Origin of the sequence: Mucilaginibacter sp. SG564 (genome assembly GCF_013149275.1) — a bacterium.
Taxonomy (GTDB): Bacteria; Bacteroidota; Bacteroidia; order Sphingobacteriales; family Sphingobacteriaceae; genus Mucilaginibacter.
Window position 1 is genome coordinate 1 of record NZ_JABGNA010000025.1, and the last position, 26452, is coordinate 26452.

Genomic DNA, 26452 nt, shown 5'->3' on the forward strand with positions numbered 1-26452 from the left:
ACCAAGGTATCGGCGGAAAGAAACCTATCGATATGGTCGCCCTAAACAACAAAAAATAATAGCTAATTCTGTTACCGAATTACCTAACCCTTACAATTGCGAGGAACGAAGCAATCTCTAAGCTACACAGGGCCGCATTACCGGACGTATACCCGCTCTTGGCCACGGGAGGGCCAGTTACTTTTGTCGCCACAAAAGTAACCAAAAAGGCTTCAGCGGAAATGCTTCTTTGCCGCACAAAGCCTTCGCACTGCAAAGCCGATAGAACCACGGACTGCAATTATTTTGCCCCACTTCGTTCGCACATTTTCCTACGCTTCAGCAAAAACTTGCTATGTCCCATCTCCCCACACTCCATCATCGTTCTATCTGCTTTCGCCCGAAGCTTACCCGCTGAGTGGAAGAAAATATAATTCTTCGCCGTCGCTCGGCTCCTGCCCACAGGTGTTGGGAAGAGATAATGTTATCGATCAAGCTCCCCTCTTGAGAGGGGGTGTGTAGACTTGTGCAGTGGCAGGGGTGTGTTCATGAAGCGGAAGGACACACCCCTCCACCCCTCTCAAGAGGGGAATCGCACTGTCTTCCTCTCTTTTTCCGTCTTCCCAACACCTGTGGGCTCCTGCCGAGTGGTCATCATTACCCGGCCTCCGGCCGCTGCGAAAACAAGGCTATATTTAAATCGCAGGCCAGAGGCCTGAAAATAATCGTCACTCGGCTGGAGCCGAGCGACTGCGAGAGGTGATTATCCTCCCTACAAATTACACCAATACGTCCATTTCACCACCAACTGCCGGTTCTTGACCATAAAAGGTGATGGTGTATTGTTATCGCCGTAAACAATAAAAAAGTCGGATGCTGGTTTGTAGCGCCATTGCATACGGATATTGGTATTGATATTACGGATCTGCCCGTTGTATTGTATGTACGTGGTAAAGTAAAGCTTGTTGCTCACCGTAATATCGGTACGCGGACCGATGAGCCAGAAGCTGGTATTGCCATAAGGTTCGGGCATCCGCAGATCGTTAAAAGAACTGTTGACCGCAATGTTGACATAAGGCTGAAAGCGGTAACCCACCTGCATGGTAACGGTAGTTTTATGACCGTTTTGATAATAGCCCCCGTAAGCGGTTTCGGCGAGGTAGGTGAACAAGGCCTGTGGCTTGGATACAAACTGCGCGTCGATGGTGTTCCAATGGTTTTCGGTACCGATGGGTAACTGGGGTTTGCCGGTATTGGTAGGATCAAAGGGTACCAGCAGTTTGATATAATCGTTAATGGCCGATAGCGTAAACGTACTGCGGTTACGCAGGGTGATGAGGTAGGAGAGCGTACTCTCATTATCGGTACGCTTAAAGCTTTCATCGAAATAATAGTTGGATACCAGCTGCACGCCATGACTCAATATCCCGCCAGATTTTGGAAAGAAATTACGCAGCAACAGCGGACTGATCTTGTTATAGCCCGTCCGCGGTACATAGCCTACCCCGGCAGTGTAGTTTTTGCCCACAAATTCATCCTGCAAATAAGCCGTCCAGTATTTACTAAGGTATTGGAGGTGACCGGCAAGCACCAGGTCATGCCCTTTCAATCCCGGTGTAAATGATTTGATGCCGAGTAGTTTACCCGTGAGCAAGTTATTCGACGATGCCAGGTTAAACTCCATCCCCACGTTACGGTTGTACTGCGTGCCTGGCGTAGCCGTGCCCGTAGCATCTTTATTGATAAACATAAAGCCGATGTTGGAGCGGGCAAACACACGCCGTTGCAGGGTAAGTACACCATAATTTTGGGCGGGCATGGCTGCCGCGTCTGCCTCGCCGGTTTGTATATCCATGAGGCCTACGCGCCAGTCCTTATCCAGTTTACCTGTAAGCCGGGTGCCAAAGCGGATAGGGGCATTCAACCCGATACGGCGCGAAAAAAATGGCCGGATATCAGAGTAGCCAAAGTTGGCAAACAGGTCGCCGTTCTCCAGAAAAAACTGGCGCTTTTCGGGGAAAAACAGTTCGTACCGGTTCAGGTTAACCACCTGTTGATCCACATCTACTTGCGAAAAATCGGGGTTCACGGTAAGGTCGAGGTTAAGTGACGAGGTCAGACCGATCTTAGCATCGCCGCCTATTTCCTTTTTCCAGGCTGTACCCGTTTTGGCCTGGTAATCTTTGGATACACCGCCCAGCAAATAAGGGATGAGGGAAATATTGGTACCAGCTTCCGGCGGTGGCTCGTCCCACACCAGTGACCCGGTATAGGCCAATGAAGCTGTCGGGAATTGCCGCGGCACGGGTGCCCAGGCTGATTTTTCGGTAGTTTTAAGATCGTTACGACTAAAATTGATGCCCCATACATCCGTGCCTTTTTTATACCGGATGCTTTTAAAGGGGATGGCCGCTTCAAACACCCAGCGATCAGGATAATTTTTTACTACCGATACCCATTTATTGTCCCAGCTCAGATCCACCTTGCCGCCTTCGTACATGGTACCGTCCCATTGGCCCCCGGCGGCGTTGGCGCCAAAGCTAAAGCCATCGGTGCGGGCATCAAAAGGATCAAGGAAAAATATAAAATTGTCGTTTTTCAGAAAGGCGAAATCCCGCTTCATGGATTCCACCATGTATTGCCCGGGACCGCTGGTATAGCAGGTAGCGATAATGTAGATGTTGTTATTATCATAGGTCATCCGCACCTGGGTTTGCAGGGTGGCCTTGCTGGTATCCATGGGCAGCACCATAAAAAAACGACTGGTGGAGTCGGTTTTATACCAGGCATCATCCATCATACCGTCAATAACAATAGGGCCGGTAGCTCTGCGGATATGGTACTGATAAGCGGCATTCTTTTTTTGTGCCGATGCCGTAAAAGCAAAGAGGCAAAACGCCATCAGCATGAACAATTTTACTTGTGATAAAGGGTGGGTGATATTCAAAATGTTTGCCTTTGATGATGTTGATTAATCGATTTAGTGCTACAGCTATCAAACACAGGCAACATTTTTGTCATATTGGTTTTCGGTAAACAGGTTTATTATTAGTGTAAGAGTAACACTTGTTTTGAAAGCGTGAATATAAGTAAATTTTTTATTTAGAGAAGGGCTTTCATACGGATTATTAATCCTGATATGTTGAATTTAGAAACGTTGATTAATTATTTTCCGGAATAAGCCGGTTCGATATTTAGAACTATTTTTACAATAAACCGGTATTTATTATTTCCCAGATCGCCAATGCCATGTTCAATACCCCATTGATCATCTTCAAATACACCAATGGCATCTATAATTAAATCTCTCTTTCGTTTTTGTGTTGGCGTCTTTTTAAAATACCTGGAGTATTTGGGGTCAAGAAAAACGTTGGGGGGGAAATACAGATTAGCGATTATATTTTTACATGTCTTTTCTTCCGGCTGCATATCTCCTCTGCTGGTGTAAACAAACCGGGTATATACCAACTCATTTTTATTATCAGGAAGGTCACATGCCGGGGTAAACGGGAATTCAATAACCGGAGGTGGAAAACGGACGTGTTGCTTTTTTTGCCCAAAAGCCAGTTGGCTTATAACCAAACAAAAGATAAGGCTTAATGATCGTATCATACTCAATGCTTCACCTCTTTACCAAACAATTTTTCCCCGGCTTCCACAGTAAGAGCCAGGCGGTTGCCATCAGGTGGTTTGGGGCAGGAATAGCCGGAGCTAAAGGCACAGTAGGGGTTATAAGCCTTGTTGAAATCGATCACTACGCTGCCATCTTTAAAATCACCTGTACGCAGGTCGATGTAACGCCCGCCGCCGTAGGTGGTTGTGCCATTGGTATCGTCAATAAAAGGCAGGAAAAGGTAATCGGTGTATCCCGGAATTTTGGATAATCTTGTGCTCTTGAACACCGTTAGTTCCAGGGGCTTGCCCTTGAGGGTGAATTTTAACACGGCATAAGGTACATATTCGCTACCGGTGCCGCTGAATACCGGCATGATAAAAGCCTGCGCGTTGACCAGCACCGAGGCTTGGGCGGTAACGTGGTAAGTACTATCGGCATCATAAAAACGTAGAAACTGTAGATCATCTTTTTTCAGGGGCGAGCGCGGGTCTTTCAGGAAATCATCCATATAGCCTTTGCGGTAATCGGCTATCTGTGTTTTAAAATCTTGTCCAAAAGCGTTAATGCCGCTTATCATCAGCAGGATGAAGAAGTACTTTTTCATAAGGGGTAAAGTTTGAGCCAATATAGGTAAAAAAGCAAAGCAAGAGTATCGACTTACCCCGACATCGCTGCGCTTGTCACCCCTCTCTCCGCTTCGCGCATAGAGGGGGCTTTTATTTTCTGTCATCCTGAGGAACGAAGGATCTATTGTACAAGCGAAAAGTTCAATAACAGATGCTTCACTTTCGTTCAGCATGACAAAATAGTTTTTTTACCCCCTCTCCTTTGGGGAGGGCTGGGGTGAGGCTCCCCCCCTCAAAATAATTTTATTTCCCCTCTGCCTAAAACGATTTACAGAAATTTATATTTGCTTTATTGAATCTTCAATACACCAATTATACTTATGGATAGTAAACCGCTAAGAAGCAGGGGCTGGTTTGGCAAAACAGGCAAGGATGGTTTTATTTACCGGGCCTGGATGAAAAACCAGGGCATCCCGGCGCATCAGTTGCAGGGTAAACCGGTTATAGGCATTTGCAATACCTGGTCGGAGCTTACACCCTGCAATGCCCATTTTCGTGAACTGGCTGAATCTGTAAAAAATGGTATTTATGAAGCCGGTGGTTACCCGGTGGAGTTCCCGGTGATGTCACTTGGCGAAACACTTATCAAACCTACAGCCATGCTGTACCGCAATCTGGTAAGCATGGATGTGGAAGAATCCATCCGCGCCAATCCGCTTGATGGCGTGGTGTTGCTTTGCGGTTGCGATAAAACCACGCCCGCGCTTGTCATGGGCGCCTGTAGTGTAGATATCCCCACCATCGTCGTATCGGGCGGAGCCATGCTTACCGGCAAATACCGCGGGCACGACATCGGCACGTCCGACATCTGGCGCTTTTCTGAAGATCATCGTGCCGGTCATATGAGTGATGAAGAGCTGTACACTGCCGAGGCCTGTATGGCCCGCAGCCGGGGGCATTGCGCGGTAATGGGTACGGCATCAACTATGGCTTGTATGGTGGAGTCGCTGGGGCTATCATTGGCCGAAAACGCTGCGATACCAGCGGCTGATTCCCGTCGTAAAGCGCTGGCCCATTTGTCGGGCAACCGCATTGTGGAAATGGTTCGGGAAGATCTGAAATTATCAGATGTACTTACCCGCAAGGCCTTTGAAAATGCCATCAGCGTAAACGCGGCCATCGGTGGTTCCACCAATTTTATTATCCATCTGCTCGCCATCGCCGCTCGCATCGGGGTTGATCTGAGCATGGACGATTTTAATACTACAGCCAAACGTATTCCGCTGTTGGCCAACCTGCAGCCGTCTGGCAAATATTTTATGGAGGATTTTTATTATGCCGGCGGCCTGCCCGCCCTCATGAAAGAGCTGCATGAGGTTTTACATGGCGATACCATAACCGTTACCGGTAAACCCATCAAAGACAACTACGAACACGCCGAATGCTTTAACCGCGAAATGATTGCCAGCTGGAAAAAACCATTTAATGAGGTGGCTGGTATTGTGGTGCTGAAGGGTAACCTGTGCGAGAACGGGGCGGTCATGAAACCATCGGCAGCAAGTACCGAACTGATGATCCACACCGGTAGGGCTATCGTATTTGAAGATATCGAAGACTATAAGAATAAGATCAACGACCCCAAACTGGAGGTGGATGAAACCAATGTACTTGTGCTTAAAAATGTTGGCCCCAAAGGTTACCCGGGTATGCCCGAGGTGGGCAATATGGCCATCCCCAAAAAACTATTGGATAAAGGCGTGCGCGATATGGTGCGCATATCCGACGGCCGCATGAGCGGCACTGGTTTTGGTACGGTAGTACTGCATGTATCGCCCGAAGCCGCAGTCGGCGGCACACTGGCTATTGTGCAGGATGGCGATATCATCAGCCTGGATGTGTACGCCGGTACTTTACATCTTGAGGTAAGCGACCAGGAAATTGCCGCCCGTAAAGAGCGGCTGGTGCTGCACACCAACATAGCCAAAAGGGGTTATGTTCACCTCTACCAAACCCATGTGGAGCAAGCCCACCTTGGCGCCGATTTCGACTTTTTAAAAGGCGGCTCGGGCAGCGAGGTAGTGCGAGACTCTCACTAATAATTATTGAATTAATGATTTAGTGAATTAGTGATTGGGGAGGAATTAACTAATGATCGAGTTATAATACAGGAAAAGAAAATTCCCTCTTTCCGCCGCAGGCGAAGAGAGGGTGGCAAACGAAGTGATGACCGGGTGAGTCAATGAGCAGAGAGGCCTAAGTGCGCTCCCACTCTTCTCAAGAGGGGGAACTGAAAATAGGAATTGATTGATAATCAAAAATATGACAGCAAATAATTTTACCGGACAGGTAGCCATTGTAACAGGGGCAGGGCAGGGTATAGGTTTTGAAATTGCCAAACAAATATCCCTGCAAGGGGCCGCCGTTCTGATCAACGATGTGAATCAGGAGCTGGCCGCGAATGCTGCCGAAGCTATCAACAGGCTTGGCGGCAATTGTATCGATCTGGCCGGTGATGCTGCCGATATTGATTTTATACAGCAAATGGTTGATACCGCGGTACAGCAGTTTGGCAAACTTACCATAGCCATAGCCAACGCGGGCATTACCCTGTTTGGCAGTTTTCTGGATTATCCGGAACCGTCGTTGCAAAGTGTCATGAACCTGAATTTGCAGGGCAGTTTTTTTCTGGCGCAACGTACGGCCCGGCAAATCATCAAACAAAAAAGCGGTGGAAGCATCCTGTTCATGTCATCAGTAACGGGGCATCAGGCGCATCAGGATCTGGCCGCATACGGCATGACCAAAGCCGGGCTCGAAATGCTGGCCAAAAGTCTGGTGGTGGAGCTTTCGCCCTATCATATCACCGTAAATACCGTGGCCCCGGGCGCCACCTTAACCGAGCGCACCATGGAAGATACCGGTTACCAGGATACCTGGTCGCGCATTACGCCCATGGGCAGGCCAGGTACCGTGCAGGATGTGGCCAATGCCGTACTGTTCCTGGTATCGCCGCAGGCCACACAAATCACCGGGCAAAATATTATAGTAGATGGCGGCTGGTCGGCCGTGAGCACGTCACCCTATTAATTAGTGAATTATTGATTTAGTGAATTAGTGAGGGATTAATTTTTGAATGCTTGAATTATTAATTCTTATTTTTTAAATGAGGTGCCAATTTTTTAATTCAATAATTCGCTCACTGGTACAATTCACTAAATCAATAATTCACTAATTAATTAAAATACTGCTCTTAGTTTGGTCCATTCGGGATGGCGTTTCAGGTAGGCTTGTATATAGGCGCACAAGGGCACCATCTTCAGGTTATGCTGCTCCATGTACACAAATGCTTTTTCCACCAGCGCCGCGGCAATGCCCTGGCCTTCCATTTCTTCGGGTACTTCAGTGTGGATCAGGTATATTACGTCTCCTCTTAGCTTGTAATCAATATAAGAAGTGGTACCATCAACAGTGAGTTCAAAGTGATGAATAGCTTCGTTATTGATCAATGGAATATCTTCGTACTTCATGTTTGTTGAGTATTATTTAAATATGTCGTATTGTTTGGTAACATAAACACCCTTGTTTCATCTAAGGTAATGTTTGTGAACAAAGGTTAATGATGTAATAATAAACAACTTTACTGGATAATATTTCATGCGTTATTCAATAAAAAAGTCAAAAAAACGTTTGCTACGTTAGGTCTGAGCAAAAACTAAAAGGCTTTAGCAAGTTGTTCATTTCTTTAAATTTTTAATTAGTTTTGATTTGTATTTCTATATTTATAACAATACCTTAAAGCAATTCGGACCTTCCCAGAAAATGAGAGCTATTGTAAGACAAAATAAGCACATATTATTGCAGCTTGCACTTTTGTTTTTTGTGGCAAACGGCTGGGCACAAACTGTTCATCCGCGTACTAAAACCAATATTAAAAAGAAGCCGGTACCTGCACTGGCTAAGCCAGCGGTACAGGGAAGCCAACAATTAAAAGAGTTTTTACAGCTTTTGGCACAGGCCAATGCTACGTTCACTTTCCCCAAAGGCTTTAAAGAAATACCAGCCACCAACAATGAAGATTTTTCTTTTGATTATGCTATGGAAATGCCGGGGAAAGGGTTTGAAGTTTGGTTCCAGGTAAAATCACAAAAAGAAAACTGGGTGAGCTATGAACGGTCGCAAAATGATAAGCGTGGCCCTTTGGCCAATCCGGATTCTTTATATGTAGATATGGGTAAGGCACATGCTATAGCCTTTACTGGCGATAATAACTATTTTATACGCTACATGCCGCAAAATGTGCTCGATCGTTACAATGCCGATGCCGGCAAATCATACCTGCTTAACCTGCTCGATCTGCCCGCCACCAAGCATTATAAATATGCCTTAATGATCACGCTGCTGCGCAGCCACACCGGTATTATTTTAATGGTATGCTTCGCTAACGAAAAAGACCCCGAGTTTTTTAAAAATATCGATAAGGCCAGCAACAGCCTCAAGTTTAAAATGTAAAGGTGAAGTTTAATTTCCAACACTCCAGAATCGACTTTGACATAAGAATGGTCAACAAAAATTAATATCATTTTGTCATCCTGAGGAACGAAGGATCTTCTTCACTATGCTTGTTGTATACCAGATGCTTCAATACGTTCAGCATGACAAATCCTTCTACCTGTGCATATGATAAACGAGTGCAAGTAGAAGGACAAATAACCAATATCAAAAAATATCGATCAAATAATTAGTCACACTAAACCCAGAAACGGAAAAGGTTTGATGTTTTGAAACTTACTAAACGTCGATAGTAGCGCAGTAGCTGGTACTCTGCCCCGGGCAATAGTGTGCGGTTAACTGATCAATCTGAGCCTCTGATAACCCTGGTTTTGGCGAAAATCCACCACCACTTAAACATGAACAGACAAGTTGTGCTAATATCCCTCCTTTCATATCCCTCATGTGCTCTCTGGTTAGTACTTTGCTAATACCCAACTCCGGCAGTTTTTCTTTAAGATGTTTCATTTTTTGTTTTTTTAGATTAGATGATTGTGAAAACGTTTTTTAACAGGAAGGCGAATGTTTGGAGCATTACAACTTATACAAAAGCAAACCTGATAGCCTAATATAAGGATTTGCAGAGCTGCTGCCAAGGTTCATCTTGACCATTTAGCATGGGCTGGCAATGGTAAATGTTAATATCATTTTGTCATGCTGAGGAACGAAGCATCTGCTTCTGCATGCTTGTTGTATAACGGATGCTTCATTATGTTCGGCATGATGGCGATAAATGTTGATAAGTTGACAGTTTTGAGTGATAAGTTCGGCGCTTAAACTATATTTTTGCAAATGGGTGCATTTTCTGCACCGGGATTTAAAAAAGATACTTTATAAATGGCAGACGCAGTTAATTATAGTGAAGATAGTATCCGCTCGCTGGATTGGAAAGAACACATCCGTTTACGCCCCGGTATGTATATTGGTAAACTGGGTGATGGCTCGGCTTATGACGATGGTGTATACGTATTGCTTAAGGAGATCATCGACAACTCGATAGATGAGTTTGTGATGGGATCGGGCAAAACCATTGAGGTAAACATGAGCGATCATAAAGTATCTGTACGTGATTATGGCCGCGGTATACCTTTAGGAAAAGTGATCGATTGCGTATCCAAGATCAATACCGGTGGTAAGTATGACAGCAAGGCCTTCCAGAAATCGGTAGGTTTAAATGGTGTGGGTACCAAGGCGGTTAACGCCCTGTCCAACGTATTCATTGTACAATCGTACCGTGATAACCGCACCAAACTGGCCGAATTTGCCAAAGGCGAACTGGTACGTGACGAGGCCGAAAAGGAAACCACGCAACGCAACGGTACCGCCATTAATTTTACACCCGATGATAGCATTTTCCGTCACTACCGCTTTATACCGGAGTTTGTGGAAAGTATGATCTGGAACTACGTGTTCCTCAACTCGGGCTTAACCATCAATTTTAACGGACAAAAATATTTTTCGGAGCGCGGACTGTATGACCTGCTTACCCGCAATACCGATGTGGAAACGCTTCGCTATCCCATCATTCATCTCAAAGGCGAAGACATTGAGATAGCCATGACCCACGGTCAGGCTTATGGCGAGGAATATTACTCCTTTGTGAACGGACAGAATACCACCCAGGGAGGCACGCACCAGGCAGCCTTTCGCGAGGCGGTGGTGAAAACCGTGCGCGAGTACTATAAAAAAGAATATGACGCGGCAGATATCCGCGCCTCTATTGTTGCGGCTATCGCCATTAAGGTACAGGAGCCTGTATTTGAGTCGCAAACCAAAACCAAGCTGGGCTCGCAAAATATTGGTCCGGATGGGCCATCGGTGCGCGGATTTATCAATGACTTTGTAAAAAAGGAGCTCGATAATTACCTGCATAAAAACCCTGCGGCTGCCGATGGATTGCTGAAACGCATCCTCCAATCGGAACGCGAACGTAAGGATATTGCCGGCATCAAAAAACTGGCCAACGAGCGCGCCAAAAAAGCATCCTTACATAACCGTAAACTGCGCGATTGTAAACTGCACTTTGAAGATACGCATGAACGCCGCCAGGATACCACACTATTCATCACCGAAGGCGACTCGGCCAGCGGATCCATCACCAAATCGCGCGATGTGCAAACCCAGGCCGTATTCAGCCTAAAAGGTAAACCGCTCAACTGCTACGGGCTCACCAAAAAGGTGGTTTACGAAAACGAAGAGTTTAACCTGCTGCAACACGCCCTGAATATTGAGGACGGTATTGACGGCCTGCGTTATAACAATATTGTGATTGCTACCGATGCCGATGTGGATGGTATGCACATCCGCCTGCTGCTGATGACCTTTTTTTTGCAATTTTTCCCCGACCTGGTAAAAGCTGGTCACGTATCCATATTGCAAACCCCGCTGTTTAGGGTACGTAATAAAAAAGAAACCATTTACTGCTACAGCGACGAGGAACGCCGCAATGCCATTGCCAAACTGGGCAATAAACCCGAGATAACTCGCTTTAAAGGTTTGGGTGAGATATCGCCCGAGGAATTTGGCCTGTTTATCGGCAAGGATATCCGTCTTGATCCCGTGATCCTGAAAGATGCCAACATCAAGGGCTTGCTGGAATATTTTATGGGTAAAAATACCCCAACCCGCCAAATGCACATCGTAAACAACCTGCGCGTTGAAAAAGACGATGAAAGCATCAACCCGCTGATAGCCGAAGAAGCTGAAACCCTGGCCCTGCCCGTAGCGGTATGACACGATTAAACGAATTTATCTGATTACAGGATTTTATGTAGAGACGCATCACATGCGTCTCTTTTTTTATGCACTTCACACAAAAGAGGGCTGTCATCCTGAGCTCCGTCGAAGGGTAGAGCGCAGAGGCCTACCCACCACGCTTCGACGGAACTCAGCATGACACCCTGCTTAAAAGCCCAAGCCTCGTGCGATTCCTTCCCTCGGGAAGGGGAGGGTTTATGCAGCACGTAAACTTGCATCGCGCAGAAACCCCTCCCTGCCATCGCGCGCATACCAACAACACCCCTCCCGAGGGAGGGAACTGGAAATAGCGAAGATTAAAAGTAGAGGCCCGTGTGATTCCTTCCCTCGGGAAGGGGAGGAAGGGGTTTATAGAAGGACGCAAGCTGACTGATAGGTCATCCTGAACTTGTTTCAGGATCCCTCGGGACAGGTTAATCATCAGTCTTGCTTGTGGCATGACCTTGCATATTGCTTTAAAACTTCGTATATTTATATAAACAACAGCCCGGCTTTCTCTTTTTGAGGAAGCCGGGCTGTTTAGTTAAGGCCAAAACAGGGCAAAAAAACAACTGTTTATTGTGTAGTTATTTGATAGTCAATAAATTAATACTTTTTAAAGTTTAAAAAACGGCTCAAAACGGTGTCAGAATTTGTTAGAAAATGTTAAAATGAGGTTTTTTAATAAATTTTGAGGCCATTTTACCCCGTTTTTGAGCAAAAATTTGTTAAAATCTAAGGTTTAAAAAGTTTTTGGAAGAATAGACCAGGTAAATGAAATCTAATAAATCCTATTAAATCTTTTAATCCTGTCAAAAAATCCTTATCTTGTTTCCCCCGCTTTTTTTCGGGACTAATATTTATGACCAATCATGAAATAAAAATAGCTTTTGATGAGTATGATTCATTGAAAGAACTGCCCATCGCCGACTACGAGTTGTGCCTGGAGGCAACCGAAGCATTAAAGAACTCACATTCACCATATTCAAAGTTCCGGGTAGGGGCAGCCCTGCGTTTACAAAGCGGTAAGATCATCTATGGCAGCAACCAGGAAAACGTGGCATACCCGTCGGGCCTTTGTGCCGAGCGTGTGGCCCTGTTTTATTGGGGCGCCAATCATCCCGACGATCCGGTTGTAGCTATGGCGGTTACTGCTCAAACAGATGAATTTATGCTCACCAAACCGGTAACATCCTGTGGCTCATGCCTGCAGGTACTGGCCGAAGTGGAAAAAAAGCAAAACAAAGCCATTAAAATTTTATTATTTGTGGAGGGCGGCCCGGTATGGATAATTAAAGGCATTGAGAACCAATTACCATTTTTGTTTTTTGAGGAACGATTGATATCAAGCCAATAGTCAAAAGTTTTAAGTCTAAAAATCTGACCGTAGACTTTGGACTCAGGACTTTAGACTTATCTTAGCATGATGAAACTGAAATTATTTTTGTTTTTAATTGGCTGTGCTTTCATTACTAAAGTATCCGCACAGCAGGGTTTTCCGTTTGATAATGAGATCCGGGCATTTAAGCACCAGGATAGTTTGAGCTTCCCTAAGCCGGGTGGCCTACTGTTTATTGGCAGTTCATCCATCCGTTTATGGAGCGATCTGGAGCAGCGTTTTGCCGGTAAGCCTATTATTAAACGGGGCGTAGGTGGCTCAACCCTGGAGCAATTGGTTGATTATTATACTCCGTATATTCTGTTCCCCTATGAGCCACGCAAAATATTTATTTATGCTGGAGAAAATGATATTGCCGCTGGTAAATCCGCCCCGTTTGTGGCCCAGGAGTTTGCTAAGCTATGGCCCCTGCTGCACCAAAAATTACCTAAAACGGAGATCTATTATCTGTCGATAAAGCCAAGTCCGGTGCGGGCCAAATATTATGCAACCGTGGCAGATGCTAATGAACTGATAAAAACGTATCTGAAAAATAAACCCAACAGCCACTTTGTTGATCTGGTTACGGTAATTTATAAGCCGGGTACTACAGCGCCCGATTCCAGCTTGTTCAAGGGAGATTATCTGCACCTGAATGCAAAGGGGTATGATAAGTGGCAATCGGTTTTGCAGCCTATGGTAAAATAAAAAGGCCCCGACGGGCGGGGCTCTTTTCTACTTGAACTATTACACTAAACCAAGCTATTTAAAAACGCTGTATACGTTGGTGATCTTCCATCCCTTGCCGGTATTAGCAATGGTTACATAATTGCTTCGTACAAATCTTTCGTACTGCATATCAACTTTTACTACGGTGATATCGGAGTTGCTTTGAATAATGGTAGTACTGGTGGTACAATCCTGTTCTACATTCTTATTGAGTTTTAAGGATTGAAATATTTCATCGCGGGTAAAGGTGATGATCTTTTTACCGCTCAACAGGCTGAACTTGGCATTTTGGTCAACCACATCGTTTAGTCCCTGTAGTTTACCGCGGGTCATGGCATCAACATAAGTGTTTATAGCAAAGGTTTTGGTTAAATTATCGCCGTCATTATAGGGGATAGCTTTCGCGGCGCTGCCTACTACCAGTAGTGTAAGCCCCAATAGTATTGATTTTAAGGTTTTCATATTGTGTTGGTGTTGGTTATATTTAAATTATATCTATAAGACAACATTAATTTTCAATACGTTACAATAAAAATCAAGAAAAATAAAAAGCCCCGCTGGGCGGGGCTCTCTACTTACATATTAACACTAAACTAAAACTAAACTCTTATTTAAAAACGCTGTATACGTTAGTGATTTTCCAGCCTTTGCCGGTGTTTGATACAGTTACAAAGTTACTGCGGGTAAAGCCTTCATATTGCATATCAACTTTGATAACTGCAATAGCTTCGTTGCTTTCAACTACCGATGTAGTAGTGGTGCAGGTTTGCTCGGTACCTTTAGATGCGTTTAATGATTGAATCATCTCGTCTTTGCTAAAGTTCAAAACGGTTTTACCGCGTAACATGCTGAATTTAGCATCCTGGTCGATCACTTCACTCAGGCCTTTTAACTTACCATGGGTCATGGCGTCGATATAGGTGCTGATGGCATAATTTTTTGTTAAATTTTCGCCTTCAGTATAAGTGTTTGCTTTGGCAACGGTGGCTACTACTAATAAAGTTAAGCCTAATAATATTGATTTTAAAGTTTTCATTGTATTGCTGTTTAAGGTTGTTTTTATTGTTATTAATTGTTTTTATATCCATAAGACATCGGTACTATGCCTTACGTTACAGAATATGTAAAAATTTTTGTGGATTTAACATAAATTTAATATTTTACTGGTTTTTTTAGATTCCTGTTAACGGAAACTCCCTTAAACCCTGCTATGATTGATTTTACTACCATTATTTTGCAATTTGCAGAACAGGGCGAAAAAACCGGCTGGACCTATATTGAAATTCCGGCTGATCTGGCCCAGCAGATGAAGCCGGGTAATAAAAAATCATTCAGGGTAAAAGGTAAATTAGACGAGATGCCCATTGCCGGCATGGCCCTGATGCCCATGGGCGATGGTAATTTTATTATGGCCCTGAAAAGGGAAATATGTAAAGGTTTGCGTAAACACCGGGGCGCTATGTTACGGGTACAGCTTGAGCCAGATCTTGATTATAAAGTGGAAGTTCCGGCTGATTTGCAGGAGTGTTTTGATTTTGAACCCGAAGCCGCGGAATTCTTTTTTACCCTTGCGCAAGGCCATCGCGACTATTTTATTAAATGGATCAACGGCGCCAAAACCGAAAATACGCGTGCCAACCGCATAGCCAATACCATAGAAGCCTTGCTGCGCCACCATGGCTATCCAGAAATGTTAAGAGCCTTGAAAAACGCAAGGGAATAATTCTATTGCCCTGTTGCAGCAAGCGCTAAGAATGCCTTGAAATTAGCCAGCTCTTTATTGGTGTTTTTGCCAGGGTTTAAGGCTGCTATTCTAACAGCAGCGTCCTGCCCTTGTTTAATTTGCTGCTTATTCCAAACTTTTATATTGGTACGGTTTAAATAATATAGCCCGTTAATAATACCATCCGGCGAAAGCGTTGTTATATTATCCGGGTTGTACAGGTTTAATACCATGGTGATGGCAGGCGGGGATGAGGCATACTTATTTTCGAGCTCGCCCACGGCTTTTATCCTGTCGGGGGAGCTTGAAGTGTCGATCTTGGATATCAGGGCGGCTATATCTTCATTACCTATTGCCTTTAAAGCTTTTAATCCGCTTTGGCCCACGCTCTGTAATACAGTATCGCCTGAGGTTTGGAGGGCCGAAAAAAGCTTTTTTGATTCCACATCAGTTAACGCGAGTGTGATTAACCCAACAGTAAAGTTCTTTTTTCGCTTATCAACATCATTCAAATCGTTATAAAGACTATAAACCCATTTGTAGCGCTCAACCCGTTCCTTTGATTCTTCAACCTTTGTAGATCGGTCCTTAAAATCTGTTTCGAGCTGGTCCAGACGAACTTTGTTCGATGTGGTATAAATGGTAAGTACAATAGTAATTACCGAAGTAACAATCCCTATCCAGGCGCTTACCGTGTTGGAAATAAGTGGTTTGCTGGTTTTGTCGGTAGCGTTATCCACTTCTTTTGGTTCATCTTTTGGCATAAGGTCAGGCTTTAATAACAATGGTGATGTATACTTATCTTCAACTTACAACTCCTGTTTTGATCAATCTTTATTGATCCTGTTTTTTCTCCTTCCAGTTTTTCGGAAACGGGATGTCCATCATTTTGATAGGTTTAAAGTTGGGCATCTGATAATCGGTTCCTGAAGTATTGTACAGAAAAAACGGGTCAGTTTTAAAGTGCTCGTAATCCGCGGTCATCTGGGCTTTGAGTTTGAGCAGGCGGTTTTCGTATTTATCGTCATAGGGAGTACCGGTATTTTTATCCAGCAGCCGGTCGATATATTCCAACAGGTTATAACAGGTGGTAAATTGACCGCAAGCTATCAGGGAGGCCTCTGTATACTGCTGCTCGGTCGATTTTTTATCGAACCATAGGGTGGTGCCCATATTATAAGCCGTTTGCGACACCACCTGCATATCGGTACTGGGGTTAAGGTATGATGGCGTGGTCATATACTGGCTGTTGCCTTGGCCTCGGTTTATATCGTTTGAGAATGACAAGTCATAAACGTGGTTGCCTTTACCGCGGTTGTTCCATTGGGTGCTACCATAAAATTTATCATAAAGTAACTGCCTGATGCGCTTTAAAAATATGCTGGTATTGAGCATCAGTACAGATTGTGCACGTGTGTTGAGCATATGTACAAGGAGACTGATGGATGTTTTGGAAAAAAAACTCACCAATATATGGATGATCTGTTCGGTAAAATTGCGCTTTAAATTCATCCCCGCTGAAGCCTTTGATACGCTGAATAACTGGTGCCTTACATATAATACACCAGATACCCATATAAAAGGGATAGGTATAAATAAGGCGCCGGCAATTATCCACGGAGTGCTATGATGACTTATCCCATACCAAACCCCTGTTAAAGCGGCGAGTAAAATACCGAGTGTGATATAAAAAACGCCCCAAAGGTTTAATTCATAACCTTTTGATATTTTGGGTAATACATAGGGGTGTATATAATGGCTACCCACATCGTTCACGAGCATCAGGTCAAAGTGCGGGAAACTGGTTTTTTTGTCGAGCCTGCGGCCGTCGGCCTCCATCATACTTTGCAGGCCCTGGTTATCGGTAATGCCACCATCCATCAAGCCAAATTGTTTGTGGTTTATAAACTCGGTTTCCTCCTTGTCGCCGGTTTGTGGTACCAGCGACAGGGCGTTTTTCAGGTCGTGGATATTTAATTGCTGATGCGTAAAATCATTTGGGTAAATAATAGGCTCAAATCCAGCCGGAAAACAGGATGACGCGGCCAGCACATCGCCCAGTTTTATTTTACCTGCAACCGTATTGTCTACATAAATCACCTCGTTACCATATTTAAACTTTTCATCGGCTCCCTGGTCCGGCACCAGTTTGATATTCTGCCGAAAAGATTGCCCGGTATAAAATTCGGTGGCGTTGAAGCAAACCTCCTGCAGGTGGGCCGTTGGCGATGTACCATGATAGAGTGATTCCAGCGTTAAGCCGTCAAACAGATATTGGTCATAGGCAAGCGCGAAAGAATTGATGATGTTACGGGTTTTTTGAGGCCGGTTTTTCCACTGTTTTTTATCGGCCAGTATCTCTAATGATTGCCGCAACAAATTGTCGCCGTTAAGACCGGTAAATAGTTTGGTGTAAAATTGTCCGAAATTTTTACCCTGTGCATTGTATAATGCGTACAGCGTAGTAGTAATTGTTCCACCCGATGCTGATGACAGGTAACGCACCTGCTGCAAAAGTGTTTGGCCATGAAGACCGGCGGTATCATCGTCAAAAGTCACCTTATTCAGATATGACAGTACACCCAATGCAAATGAAGCTGCTCTGAAGCCACCACCCGAAAATGCCAATGCTATGTTTTCAAAAGGCTTGATGCAATCAACCTCGAGCTTGTTCTCGGCTAATTGAACGGGAGGGGCATTTGTCATGGAATAAAGGGTTTGGTTGAGGTAAAATTAGGCAATAAAAGAGATTTCAACATACGTAAAAATACCTTATTTGAAGGGGGATATCACGTATTCGCCTCACCCAAACCCTCTCCAAAGGGTAATGGCCTATGATTGGCATAATACATCAATAATATCACAAAAAGTGGGGCTGTCATCCTGGGCTCCGTCGAAGGGTCGAACGCAGAGGTCTGCCCACTATGCTTCGACGGGCTCAGCATGACACCCTTTTAGGAAATGTCAATCATTTACTCTCCAAAAGGGGCCCATGAAAATAAAATTTGCAATTATATAAGCACTTATATAAATTGCACTATGAATTTATATCAAAGCCTGGGTTACCTGGCCCTGGGCAGTCGCTTACGCAGGTTGAGTGAGGCATTTCTGGCCGAAATTAATCGCGCTTACCAAAATGAGGGGATTGATTTTGATGCCAGTTGGTTCCCTGTTTTTTATCTGTTATCTAAAAATGAAGCCCTGTCAATCAAAGAATTGAGCGAGCAGATCGAGGTTTCGCACCCGGCCGCCAGTCAGCTCATTACCAATTTAAAGAGTCGTAAACTGGTTACTTCGGCTACCTGTGCCGATGATGGTCGCCGTCAATTGGTAACCTTGACTGATAGCGGGCGCGAGCTGTTAGCGCAGATATTACCCATGTGGGATGCCATCAGTGCCGCTATGACCGAACTGGTGGAAAGCGATGAACAGGCCAAACAATTACTCCCGGCCATAACCGGACTGGAAACGGCTTTTCGCCAGGCTAACCTGGCCGAAGTGATCAGTCAGAAATTAATTACCGATCTAAAAACAACCCACCATGAATAGCATATTTAATTATGGTACCGATCATTTAACTATAGGCATTTGCCTGGATATAGCCGCTGGCAAAACCAAAGGCATTATTAATGCTGATGCCGATAAAGCCATCCGTGCTTCCTGGCGCGAGGTTGAAAAAATTGTGCATGCCCAGCACCCGGTTTATGGTATCAACACCGGCTTTGGTCCGCTGTGCGATACCCGCATATCCGAAGCTGATACCAGTTTGCTGCAAAGTAATATCCTCAAGAGCCATAGCGTAGGCGTAGGTAAGCCCATCCCGCAGGAGATAGCCAAACTCATGCTGATCACCAAGGTGCAGGCATTGGCGCAGGGCTATTCCGGTGTGGCTCCCGAAACATTACAGCGCATCATCTGGCATATCGACCATGATATCATTCCTGTAGTTCCCGAAAAAGGATCGGTAGGGGCATCCGGCGATCTGGCCCCGCTGTCGCACCTATTTTTACCCCTGATTGGTTTAGGTGAGGTGTACGAGAACGACCAGCGCGCGCCTGCCGGAGATTTATTAAAAAAACACAATCTGCTGCCCCTGGTGTTAGGTCCTAAAGAAGGTCTCGCACTCATTAACGGTACCCAATTTATACTGGCCTTTGCGGTAAAAGCCGTGCAGCGCCTGGATGATGCCCTGAACCGTGCTGATCTGATCGGTGCTTTATCATTAGAAGGCCTAATGGGTTCGGCAAGACCCTTTGACGCACGATTACATGCTATCCGTCCCTTTAAAGGTACAAAAGTAGTAGCCGACAGATTGTTTACTTTACTCACAGGATCAGAGATCAACTCCTCGCATGTAAATTGCGATAGGGTGCAGGATCCATACTCCTTAAGATGTATGCCGCAGGTGCATGGCGCATCACGCAATGCCTGGCTGCATCTGAAAGAACTCACGGAGATCGAACTCAATTCGGTAACAGATAACCCGGTAATTTTTAATGCCGATGACACCATCAGTGGTGGTAATTTCCACGGACAACCATTGGCTTTGCCGCTGGATTATGCCACCGTTGCCGCTGCCGAGTTGGGCAATATTGCTGATCGCCGCTGTTATTTGATGAGCGAGGGCCGTTACGGTCTGCCTAAATTGCTTACGCAGGATGCCGGTTTAAATTCAGGTTTAATGATACCCCAATATACCACTGCGGCGCTGGTCACCGAAAATAAAACCCTGTGTTTTCCGGCCAGTGCCGATAGTGTGCCTACTTCCCTGGGCCAGGAGGATCACGTTTCCATGGGCTCTATCAGCGGGCGCAAATTGCACCAGGTAATTGATAACCTGGAATATATACAGGCCATTGAACTGCTGTATGCTGCGCAGGCCGTTGATTTCAGACGGCCATTAAAATCAACGCCGGTTATCGAGGCGATTCATAACCTGGTAAGGCAGCATGTGCTCCATATACAGGATGATCGTGTTTTTGCTACAGATATCCATAATTTACATCAACTGATCACTAACGGCTCTTTGCTGGCAATTGCTAACGAAACAGCTATTCATCACCATATCAATCTCAGCCATGACGAGTTCGGAATTTATTAAAACTTATGCCAACCACCCGGTGTACAAGGCGCCGCGTGGTATGCAGCTGCACGCCAAAAGCTGGCAAACAGAAGCGCCATTACGTATGCTGCTTAATAATTTAGATGGTCAGGTAGCCGAAAATCCAGATGAATTGGTAGTATATGGCGGCATCGGTCAGGCGGCCCGTAACCCGGAATCGCTCCGGAAAATAATTGAATTGCTTTTGGAACTGGATGAGCATCATTCCCTGCTGATCCAATCGGGCAAGCCGGTAGGGATTATCCGTAGTCACCCCGAAGCGCCCCGCGTACTGATAGCCAACAGCAATCTGGTACCTGCCTGGGCCAACTGGGAGCATTTTAATGAACTACGGGCCAAAGGCCTCATGATGTACGGCCAGATGACGGCCGGTAGCTGGATCTACATAGGTACACAGGGTATTTTACAGGGCACTTATGAAACTTTTGTAGAGTGCGGTAATCAGCATTTTAACGGCGACCTCACCGGCAAACTCATCGTAAGTGCAGGTTTAGGTGGCATGGGTGGCGCTCAGCCATTGGCCGCTACTATGGCGGGTGGTGTTTTTTTAGGTGCTGATGTAGACGCGTCGCGTATTCAAAAACGGGTAGATACGCAATATATCTACAGGATTACCCATTCCTACGATGAGGCCATTGCCTGGGTAAAGGAAGCGATCGCTAAAAAAGAAACACTTTCCGTTGGGCTGGTGAGTGATGCAGGCGATCTGTTGGAGCGTTTGTTAAAAGATAATATTATTCCCGATGTCTTGACTGACCAGACATCGGCGCATGACCCTTTGAACGGATATATTCCCAATGGATTATCGTTAACAGAGGCTGCTGCTTTACGTAAAAGTGATGAAGCCGGGTACAAGCGTTTATCACTAAAAAGCATGGCGCGCCATGTGAGCCTGATGTTACAATTGCAAAGTAAAGGTGCGGTTACTTTTGATTATGGCAACAACCTGCGCGAGTTTGCCAAACAGGGTGGCGAACCCAACGCGTTTAACTTCCCGGGATTTACCCCCGCCTATATCCGTCCGCTGTTTTGCGAAGGTAAAGGACCCTTTAGGTGGGTAGCCTTATCTGGTGATCCGGAAGATATTTATACAACCGACAGGGCTTTGATGGAACTATTCCCCGAAGATAAACCACTCATTAAATGGCTTAAAAACGCGCAGGAAAAGATCTCGTTCCAGGGTTTGCCGGCACGTATTTGCTGGCTGGGTCTTGGCGACAGGGAAAAAGCGGGATTGCTGTTTAACGAACTGGTGAAAACGGGCAAAGTAAAAGGCCCTATTGTGATTGGTCGCGACCATCTGGATTGCGGTTCGGTAGCATCGCCCAACCGGGAAACCGAGGCCATGAAAGATGGATCGGACGCTGTATCCGACTGGCCATTGCTCAACCTGATGGCCAACGCGGCAGGGGGAGCCACCTGGATATCATTCCATCATGGTGGCGGCGTAGGTATGGGTTATTCGCAGCATGCAGGCATGGTTGTTTTGGCCGATGGTACCGAACGCGCGGCCACCTGCCTGAAACGTGTATTGCATAACGACCCTGCGATGGGCATCTTCCGACATGCCGATGCCGGCTATGATAAAGCGCAGGAATGGGCAGATAAATTTGGATTGAAGGTGTGGTAAGGGTGGTCATTAGGTCATTGGGAAAAAGACTTACGAAGTTTAATTCAGTGTAATTTGTTTTCCAATGGATTCATTGAAGGTTTCACCGTTTTAAAACTTCGTAAGTCTGATAAAACCATGAAGAATAAAAAGCGTCATTGTGAGGTACGAAACAGTCTCTATGCTATACAGAGTGAATAGAACGGTTTAGAGTTTGCAGGATCGGCCTGCTTAAGTAGGGATTGCTTCGTGCCTCGCAATGACGAGGTGGTAAAAAGATAACAACATGAAAAAACTAATAGGTCCGTTCACACAAATATTACCATTAACTGGACTCCCGTTAAAAGGTGCTCTGAAGGATGAACAGCTGCAAATCATTCCAAATGGAGGCGTGCTGGTTGATGATGGATTGATTGTGGCTGTTGATGACTTTGAAAAACTAAGATCGGTTAATCCATCGGTACCAACTGAAGAAATTACCGGCGGGCATGTATTGTTACCTGGCTTTGTGGATTGCCATACGCACATCTGTTTCGCGGGTAGCCGGGCAAAGGATTACGCCTTGCGCACCGCGGGTAAAACCTACCTGGAAATAGCCAAAGCAGGTGGCGGTATCTGGGATTCGGTTACACAAACCCGGGTTGCTGATGAGGCTACATTAACTAGCTTACTGCTAAGCCGGGTACAACGCCACTTGGCTGAAGGGGTTACCACCATCGAAGTAAAAAGTGGCTACGGTTTAAGTATTGATGGCGAGCTAAAACAGTTAAGGGCGATCAAAGCCGCTGCGGATAAAACGCGTGCCAGCCTGGTGTCAACCTGCCTCGCGGCACACATGTTGCCTAAAGATTTTGATGGCACGCACCAGGAATACCTGAACCATATTTTACAGAATCTGCTACCCGTTATTAAGCAGCAACGTTTAACAAACCGGATAGATATATTTATTGAAGAAAGCGCTTTTAGCACCAGCGATGCGCTGAATTATCTGGCCAAAGCCAAACAAATAGGTTTTGAAGTAACTGTGCATGCCGACCAGTTTACTACCGGCGGTAGTGAGGTGGCTATTCAGGCAAGAGCAGCCTCGGCCGATCATCTGGAAGCCAGTACAGACCGGGAGATCAATATGCTGGCTAAATCTGATACCGTAGCGGTAATTTTACCTGGTGCCTCTTTAGGATTGGGGATGGCTTATGCGCCCGCTCGCAAGTTGCTGGATGCCGGAGCCTGTTTGGCCATTGCCAGCGACTGGAACCCAGGCTCGGCCCCCATGGGCGATCTGCTGATGCAGGCAGCAGTAATGGGTGCTGCCGAAAAGCTATGTGCTGCCGAAGTATTTGCAGGTTTAACTTTCAGAGCGGCATCGGCGCTAAAATTAAATGATCGTGGTATTTTAGCCCCCAATAAACTGGCCGATATGCAGGCTTATCCATGTAATGATTACCGGGAGATACTATATCACCAGGGTAAACTGAAGCCGGGTAAGGTATGGGTATCAGGTATATAAAAGATAAAAAGTAGGGGATTGTGCGATTCCCCTCTTGAGAGGGGTGGAGGGGTGTGTTTCTGTACGTCAGACGAAGAACACACCCCGCCATTTCACTCTCCTTCGCACCCCCTCTCAAGAGGGGAACTAAAAAATATATCAACCAATGAACAAATAAACTAATAAATCAATGAGCCAGAAATTAATAGAATGCGTTCCGAATTTTAGCGAGGGTGTAAATCTTGATATTATAAAACAGATCACCAATGAGGTAGAGTCTGTTGAAGGCGTACGCCTGTTGAATGTCGATCCCGGCAAGGCCACTAACCGAACCGTGGTAACCTTTGTAGGCGAACCGGAGAAAGTGATACAGGCTGCCTTTCTCGCCATAAAAAAAGCAGGAGAGCTGATAGATATGAGCAAACAAAAAGGCGAGCATCCCAGGATGGGTGCTACGGATGTTTGTCCGCTGATACCCATCAGTAATATTAGCATGGAAGAAACGGCAGAATATGCACGCCAGCTGGCTAAACGGGTTGGTAAAGAGTTGCAGATTCCGGTTTATTTGTATGAGCAGGCACAGCCCAATAAAAGTCGCAGCAATTTGTCGGTGATAAGGGCGGGTGAATATGAAGGCTTTTTTAAGAAAATCAAACTGCCGGAATGGGCCCCGGATTTTGGTCCGGCGGAGAACGACGTAAAACGCGGTGCTACCGTAATTGGCGCGCGTGATTTCCTGGTAGCTTATAATGTAAACCTGAATACCACCTCCACCCGCAGAGCCAATGCCATTGCTTTTGATGTACGCGAGGCTGGCCGTACGGTAAATGACGAGCATGGAAAGCCTAAAAATGTCCCTGGTACATTAAAATCGGTAAAAGCTATTGGTTGGTACATTGAGGAGTACGGCATTGCGCAGATCTCCATGAACTTGACCAATATCGAGGTAACTCCGGTACATAAAGCCTTTGATGAAGTTTGTGATAAAGCCCACGCACGAGGCATCCGGGTTACAGGCAGCGAATTGGTGGGACTGATTCCTTTAAAAGCTATGCTGGATGCAGGCAAATATTTTCTGCGGAAGCAAAAGCGCTCGGTAGGGGTAAGCGAAAAGGAATTGATCCGGATCGCGATCAAATCAATGGGATTGGGTGAACTTGGGCCTTTTATCCCCGAAGAGCGTATTATTGAATACCTGTTGAAAGATAAGACCGCCAGCAAGCTGGTGAGCATGAGCCTGGCAGAGTTTGCTGATGAAACAGCCAGTGAAAGCCCGGCCCCGGGTGGAGGTTCTATTTCGGCCTACGTGGGGTCTTTAGGCGCTTCGCTGGCGGGAATGGTGGCTAACCTGAGCTCGCACAAAAAAGGCTGGGATGATCGTTGGGAAGAATTCAGTAACTGGGCCGAAAAAGCGCAGGTTTATAAAGACGAACTGATCCGCCTGGTTGACTTGGATACTACCGCGTTTAATCGCATTATGGAATCTTTCGGCTTACCCAAATCAACTCCTGAAGAAAAAACAGCCAGGGATAAAGCGATACAGGATGCAACGAGATACGCTATTGAGGTTCCGTTTAAAGTAATGCAAGTTGCTCTGAACAGCATGGAAGTGATCAAGGCGATGGTGGAGATGGGTAACCCTAACTCGGTAACCGATGCCGGTGTGGCTGCCCTTTGCGCCCGTACCGCTGTTTTAGGCGCTTTTATGAATGTAAAGATCAATGCCTCGAGCTATAAGGATAAGGATTTTGTGACTGATATAATTGCAAAAGGTAATGCTATTGAACAAAAGGCAATTGCCCTCGAAGCTGAGGTTATTGAGTTGGTGAATGGGAAGATAGGGTTGTAGAGGGAAGGTAGAAGTTCATAGTCGATGGTCGATAGATCATAAAACTAACTAAAAAAGACGTCATTGCGAGCGCAGCGTGGCCAACCGACCAGAGGGAGCTCATTAATTCCTTTAAAAGACAATTAACAATATTAATAATCCCCGATTTGTAGAGCCGCTCTGTAAGTAGGGAATTGCCACGTCGTTCCTCCTCGCAATCACGCGTGTTTTTCATATTTAGTAAGAAGCAAAAACGGCGATAAGTGTTAACCTATCGCCGTTTTATTATTATAAAAATCCATTGACCATCGTCTATAGACTATCGACCACTCTAAAAGCGGTATCTCACAAACGCCTCCATAGCTTCATATTCAGCCAATCCGAGACGGTCATAACGCTGGGCAGTGTCACGGGTACGGTCCTCAGCCCTTACCCAGAATTCTCTTGCATCATCACCCGGGAAAACGGGACGATCTTTTTGTGATTGATGTTTAAATATGGCGTTACGCTTACGGATCACCTCCTGAGGTGAAAGAGGCACAGCCATTTCAATTTCGTAGGTTTCAAACTCGTGCCATGCACCGCGGTACATCCACAACCAGCAATCATCCACCCAGGCCTCTTTACCTTTTAACCTCGCCAAAGCAGCCAGGATAATGTTGAAACATACGAGGTGTGTACCATTCGGATCAGCAAAATCACCGGCAGCAAAGATCTGCTGCGGCTTTACTTTTTGTAAAAGTTCGATGGTTAAAAGAATGTCTTCCTCGCCCACCGCGTTTTTCTTGGTCTTGCCGGTTTCATAAAAAGGCAAAGCCATAAAATGGATATGATCGTCCTGTAAACCCGCGTAACGGGCACCCGAGATAGCTTCTGTTTTACGGATGAAGCCTTTTACGTTGCGGATCTCCTGGGTATCGATCTGGTTAGGTTGTTTATTCGGAAAAAAAGCCCGCATCTCTTCGTATAACTGATGCAGATGACCACTGTCTTCACCGATGCTGTTGGTAAAATCAATAGCAAACTCCATGTAACGTAATACATCATCATCCCATACGGCGGTATTACCCGAAGTTTGATAAGCCACATGCACATCATGCCCCTGATCCACCAAACGGATAAAAGTACCTCC

Annotated in this window: 21 protein-coding genes and 1 pseudogene; 12 read left to right on the top strand and 10 right to left on the bottom strand. The window is 45.6% G+C overall.

Annotation, left to right across the window (positions count from 1 at the left end):
- Nucleotides 1-751 precede the first annotated feature (751 nt).
- The 3 genes from FHW89_RS28190 to FHW89_RS28200 all read right to left on the bottom strand — a co-directional run bounded on the left by FHW89_RS28190 (nucleotide 752) and on the right by FHW89_RS28200 (nucleotide 4199).
- Complete coding sequence (locus tag FHW89_RS28190; RefSeq protein ID WP_216650712.1) at nucleotides 752-2926, bottom strand: carbohydrate binding family 9 domain-containing protein; 2175 nt, start codon at nucleotides 2924-2926, stop codon at nucleotides 752-754.
- Nucleotides 2927-3144: 218 nt separating this feature from the next.
- Complete coding sequence (locus FHW89_RS28195; RefSeq protein WP_172338388.1) at nucleotides 3145-3591, bottom strand: hypothetical protein; 447 nt, start codon at nucleotides 3589-3591, stop codon at nucleotides 3145-3147.
- A 2-nt stretch (nucleotides 3592-3593) separates the two neighbouring features.
- Complete coding sequence (locus tag FHW89_RS28200; RefSeq protein WP_253952340.1) at nucleotides 3594-4199, bottom strand: DUF1684 domain-containing protein; 606 nt, start codon at nucleotides 4197-4199, stop codon at nucleotides 3594-3596.
- A 342-nt stretch (nucleotides 4200-4541) separates the two neighbouring features.
- Between FHW89_RS28200 and FHW89_RS28205 the strand changes: the two genes are divergently transcribed.
- Nucleotides 4542-6257 carry an IlvD/Edd family dehydratase gene (locus FHW89_RS28205; RefSeq protein ID WP_172338389.1) on the top strand — a complete coding sequence of 572 codons (1716 nt, stop codon included), beginning with the start codon at nucleotides 4542-4544 and terminating at the stop codon, nucleotides 6255-6257.
- 223 nt (nucleotides 6258-6480) lie between these two features.
- Complete coding sequence (locus tag FHW89_RS28210) at nucleotides 6481-7248, top strand: SDR family NAD(P)-dependent oxidoreductase (RefSeq protein ID WP_172338390.1); 768 nt, start codon at nucleotides 6481-6483, stop codon at nucleotides 7246-7248.
- Nucleotides 7249-7397: 149 nt separating this feature from the next.
- Here the strand turns inward: FHW89_RS28210 and FHW89_RS28215 are convergent, their stop codons facing one another.
- Entirely contained in the window at nucleotides 7398-7688 is a 291-nt protein-coding gene (locus FHW89_RS28215) for a GNAT family N-acetyltransferase (RefSeq protein WP_172338391.1), read from the bottom strand.
- A gap of 292 nt (nucleotides 7689-7980) precedes the next feature.
- Here FHW89_RS28215 and FHW89_RS28220 point away from each other — a divergent pair, with 292 nt between their 5' ends.
- Nucleotides 7981-8670 (top strand): hypothetical protein, encoded by a 690-nt coding sequence (locus tag FHW89_RS28220; RefSeq protein ID WP_172338392.1) that lies wholly within the window; start codon nucleotides 7981-7983, stop codon nucleotides 8668-8670.
- Nucleotides 8671-8949: 279 nt separating this feature from the next.
- On the opposite strand, the gene FHW89_RS28225 is transcribed toward FHW89_RS28220, so the two are convergent.
- Nucleotides 8950-9177: a hypothetical protein gene (locus FHW89_RS28225; RefSeq protein WP_172338393.1), complete on the bottom strand. Its 228-nt coding sequence runs from the start codon at nucleotides 9175-9177 to the stop codon at nucleotides 8950-8952.
- A 369-nt stretch (nucleotides 9178-9546) separates the two neighbouring features.
- Here FHW89_RS28225 and FHW89_RS28230 point away from each other — a divergent pair, with 369 nt between their 5' ends.
- The 3 genes from FHW89_RS28230 (at nucleotide 9547) to FHW89_RS28240 (ending at nucleotide 13531) form a co-directional block, all read left to right on the top strand.
- Nucleotides 9547-11442 (top strand): DNA topoisomerase IV subunit B, encoded by a 1896-nt coding sequence (locus FHW89_RS28230; RefSeq protein WP_172338394.1) that lies wholly within the window; start codon nucleotides 9547-9549, stop codon nucleotides 11440-11442.
- Between the two features lie 865 nt (nucleotides 11443-12307).
- Entirely contained in the window at nucleotides 12308-12802 is a 495-nt protein-coding gene (locus FHW89_RS28235) for a cytidine deaminase (protein WP_172338395.1), read from the top strand.
- A gap of 66 nt (nucleotides 12803-12868) precedes the next feature.
- Nucleotides 12869-13531, top strand: a complete 663-nt coding sequence (locus FHW89_RS28240; RefSeq protein ID WP_172338396.1) for a GDSL-type esterase/lipase family protein — start codon at nucleotides 12869-12871, stop codon at nucleotides 13529-13531.
- Between the two features lie 54 nt (nucleotides 13532-13585).
- On the opposite strand, the gene FHW89_RS28245 is transcribed toward FHW89_RS28240, so the two are convergent.
- Both FHW89_RS28245 and FHW89_RS28250 read right to left on the bottom strand, forming a co-directional pair.
- Nucleotides 13586-14014, bottom strand: a complete 429-nt coding sequence (locus FHW89_RS28245) for a nuclear transport factor 2 family protein (RefSeq protein ID WP_172338397.1) — start codon at nucleotides 14012-14014, stop codon at nucleotides 13586-13588.
- A 145-nt stretch (nucleotides 14015-14159) separates the two neighbouring features.
- Complete coding sequence (locus FHW89_RS28250; RefSeq protein ID WP_172338398.1) at nucleotides 14160-14588, bottom strand: nuclear transport factor 2 family protein; 429 nt, start codon at nucleotides 14586-14588, stop codon at nucleotides 14160-14162.
- A gap of 174 nt (nucleotides 14589-14762) precedes the next feature.
- Here FHW89_RS28250 and FHW89_RS28255 point away from each other — a divergent pair, with 174 nt between their 5' ends.
- Nucleotides 14763-15275: a YdeI/OmpD-associated family protein gene (locus tag FHW89_RS28255; protein ID WP_172338399.1), complete on the top strand. Its 513-nt coding sequence runs from the start codon at nucleotides 14763-14765 to the stop codon at nucleotides 15273-15275.
- Between the two features lie 2 nt (nucleotides 15276-15277).
- Here FHW89_RS28255 and FHW89_RS28260 read toward each other — a convergent pair whose 3' ends face one another.
- Together FHW89_RS28260 and FHW89_RS28265 are read right to left on the bottom strand one after the other, a co-directional pair.
- Nucleotides 15278-16039 carry a hypothetical protein gene (locus tag FHW89_RS28260; protein WP_172338400.1) on the bottom strand — a complete coding sequence of 254 codons (762 nt, stop codon included), beginning with the start codon at nucleotides 16037-16039 and terminating at the stop codon, nucleotides 15278-15280.
- A gap of 70 nt (nucleotides 16040-16109) precedes the next feature.
- Nucleotides 16110-17981, bottom strand: a complete 1872-nt coding sequence (locus FHW89_RS28265; RefSeq protein WP_172338401.1) for a patatin-like phospholipase family protein — start codon at nucleotides 17979-17981, stop codon at nucleotides 16110-16112.
- 333 nt (nucleotides 17982-18314) lie between these two features.
- Here FHW89_RS28265 and FHW89_RS28270 point away from each other — a divergent pair, with 333 nt between their 5' ends.
- From FHW89_RS28270 to ftcD, 5 genes are all read left to right on the top strand, one after another.
- A complete protein-coding gene (locus FHW89_RS28270) occupies nucleotides 18315-18824 on the top strand; it encodes a MarR family winged helix-turn-helix transcriptional regulator (protein WP_172338402.1) in 510 nt (169 codons plus the stop codon).
- Entirely contained in the window at nucleotides 18817-20376 is a 1560-nt protein-coding gene (hutH, locus tag FHW89_RS28275; RefSeq protein WP_172338403.1) for a histidine ammonia-lyase, read from the top strand. The genes FHW89_RS28270 and hutH overlap by 8 nt, the downstream gene beginning before the upstream one ends.
- Nucleotides 20354-22027 carry a urocanate hydratase gene (hutU, locus tag FHW89_RS28280; protein WP_172338404.1) on the top strand — a complete coding sequence of 558 codons (1674 nt, stop codon included), beginning with the start codon at nucleotides 20354-20356 and terminating at the stop codon, nucleotides 22025-22027. The genes hutH and hutU overlap by 23 nt, the downstream gene beginning before the upstream one ends.
- A gap of 265 nt (nucleotides 22028-22292) precedes the next feature.
- Nucleotides 22293-23513: an imidazolonepropionase gene (gene hutI / locus FHW89_RS28285; RefSeq protein WP_172338405.1), complete on the top strand. Its 1221-nt coding sequence runs from the start codon at nucleotides 22293-22295 to the stop codon at nucleotides 23511-23513.
- A gap of 169 nt (nucleotides 23514-23682) precedes the next feature.
- Complete coding sequence (ftcD, locus tag FHW89_RS28290) at nucleotides 23683-25341, top strand: glutamate formimidoyltransferase (protein WP_172338406.1); 1659 nt, start codon at nucleotides 23683-23685, stop codon at nucleotides 25339-25341.
- A gap of 310 nt (nucleotides 25342-25651) precedes the next feature.
- On the opposite strand, the pseudogene FHW89_RS28295 reads toward ftcD, so the two are convergent.
- Nucleotides 25652-26452: pseudogene (locus tag FHW89_RS28295) on the bottom strand (PIG-L family deacetylase); the annotation flags it as partial.

Coding starts and splice junctions, on each gene's coding strand:
- FHW89_RS28215 (WP_172338391.1), bottom strand. CDS start 7,688: ATGAAGTACGAAGATATTCCATTGATCAATAACGAAGCTATTCATCAC.
- FHW89_RS28240 (WP_172338396.1), top strand. CDS start 12,869: ATGATGAAACTGAAATTATTTTTGTTTTTAATTGGCTGTGCTTTCATT.
- FHW89_RS28250 (WP_172338398.1), bottom strand. CDS start 14,588: ATGAAAACTTTAAAATCAATATTATTAGGCTTAACTTTATTAGTAGTA.
- FHW89_RS28235 (WP_172338395.1), top strand. CDS start 12,308: ATGACCAATCATGAAATAAAAATAGCTTTTGATGAGTATGATTCATTG.
- FHW89_RS28245 (WP_172338397.1), bottom strand. CDS start 14,014: ATGAAAACCTTAAAATCAATACTATTGGGGCTTACACTACTGGTAGTA.
- FHW89_RS28265 (WP_172338401.1), bottom strand. CDS start 17,981: ATGACAAATGCCCCTCCCGTTCAATTAGCCGAGAACAAGCTCGAGGTT.
- FHW89_RS28205 (WP_172338389.1), top strand. CDS start 4,542: ATGGATAGTAAACCGCTAAGAAGCAGGGGCTGGTTTGGCAAAACAGGC.
- FHW89_RS28200 (WP_253952340.1), bottom strand. CDS start 4,199: ATGAAAAAGTACTTCTTCATCCTGCTGATGATAAGCGGCATTAACGCT.
- FHW89_RS28230 (WP_172338394.1), top strand. CDS start 9,547: ATGGCAGACGCAGTTAATTATAGTGAAGATAGTATCCGCTCGCTGGAT.
- FHW89_RS28260 (WP_172338400.1), bottom strand. CDS start 16,039: ATGCCAAAAGATGAACCAAAAGAAGTGGATAACGCTACCGACAAAACC.
- hutH (WP_172338403.1), top strand. CDS start 18,817: ATGAATAGCATATTTAATTATGGTACCGATCATTTAACTATAGGCATT.
- FHW89_RS28220 (WP_172338392.1), top strand. CDS start 7,981: ATGAGAGCTATTGTAAGACAAAATAAGCACATATTATTGCAGCTTGCA.
- FHW89_RS28255 (WP_172338399.1), top strand. CDS start 14,763: ATGATTGATTTTACTACCATTATTTTGCAATTTGCAGAACAGGGCGAA.
- hutU (WP_172338404.1), top strand. CDS start 20,354: ATGACGAGTTCGGAATTTATTAAAACTTATGCCAACCACCCGGTGTAC.
- FHW89_RS28225 (WP_172338393.1), bottom strand. CDS start 9,177: ATGAAACATCTTAAAGAAAAACTGCCGGAGTTGGGTATTAGCAAAGTA.
- ftcD (WP_172338406.1), top strand. CDS start 23,683: ATGAGCCAGAAATTAATAGAATGCGTTCCGAATTTTAGCGAGGGTGTA.
- FHW89_RS28270 (WP_172338402.1), top strand. CDS start 18,315: ATGAATTTATATCAAAGCCTGGGTTACCTGGCCCTGGGCAGTCGCTTA.
- hutI (WP_172338405.1), top strand. CDS start 22,293: ATGAAAAAACTAATAGGTCCGTTCACACAAATATTACCATTAACTGGA.
- FHW89_RS28195 (WP_172338388.1), bottom strand. CDS start 3,591: ATGATACGATCATTAAGCCTTATCTTTTGTTTGGTTATAAGCCAACTG.
- FHW89_RS28210 (WP_172338390.1), top strand. CDS start 6,481: ATGACAGCAAATAATTTTACCGGACAGGTAGCCATTGTAACAGGGGCA.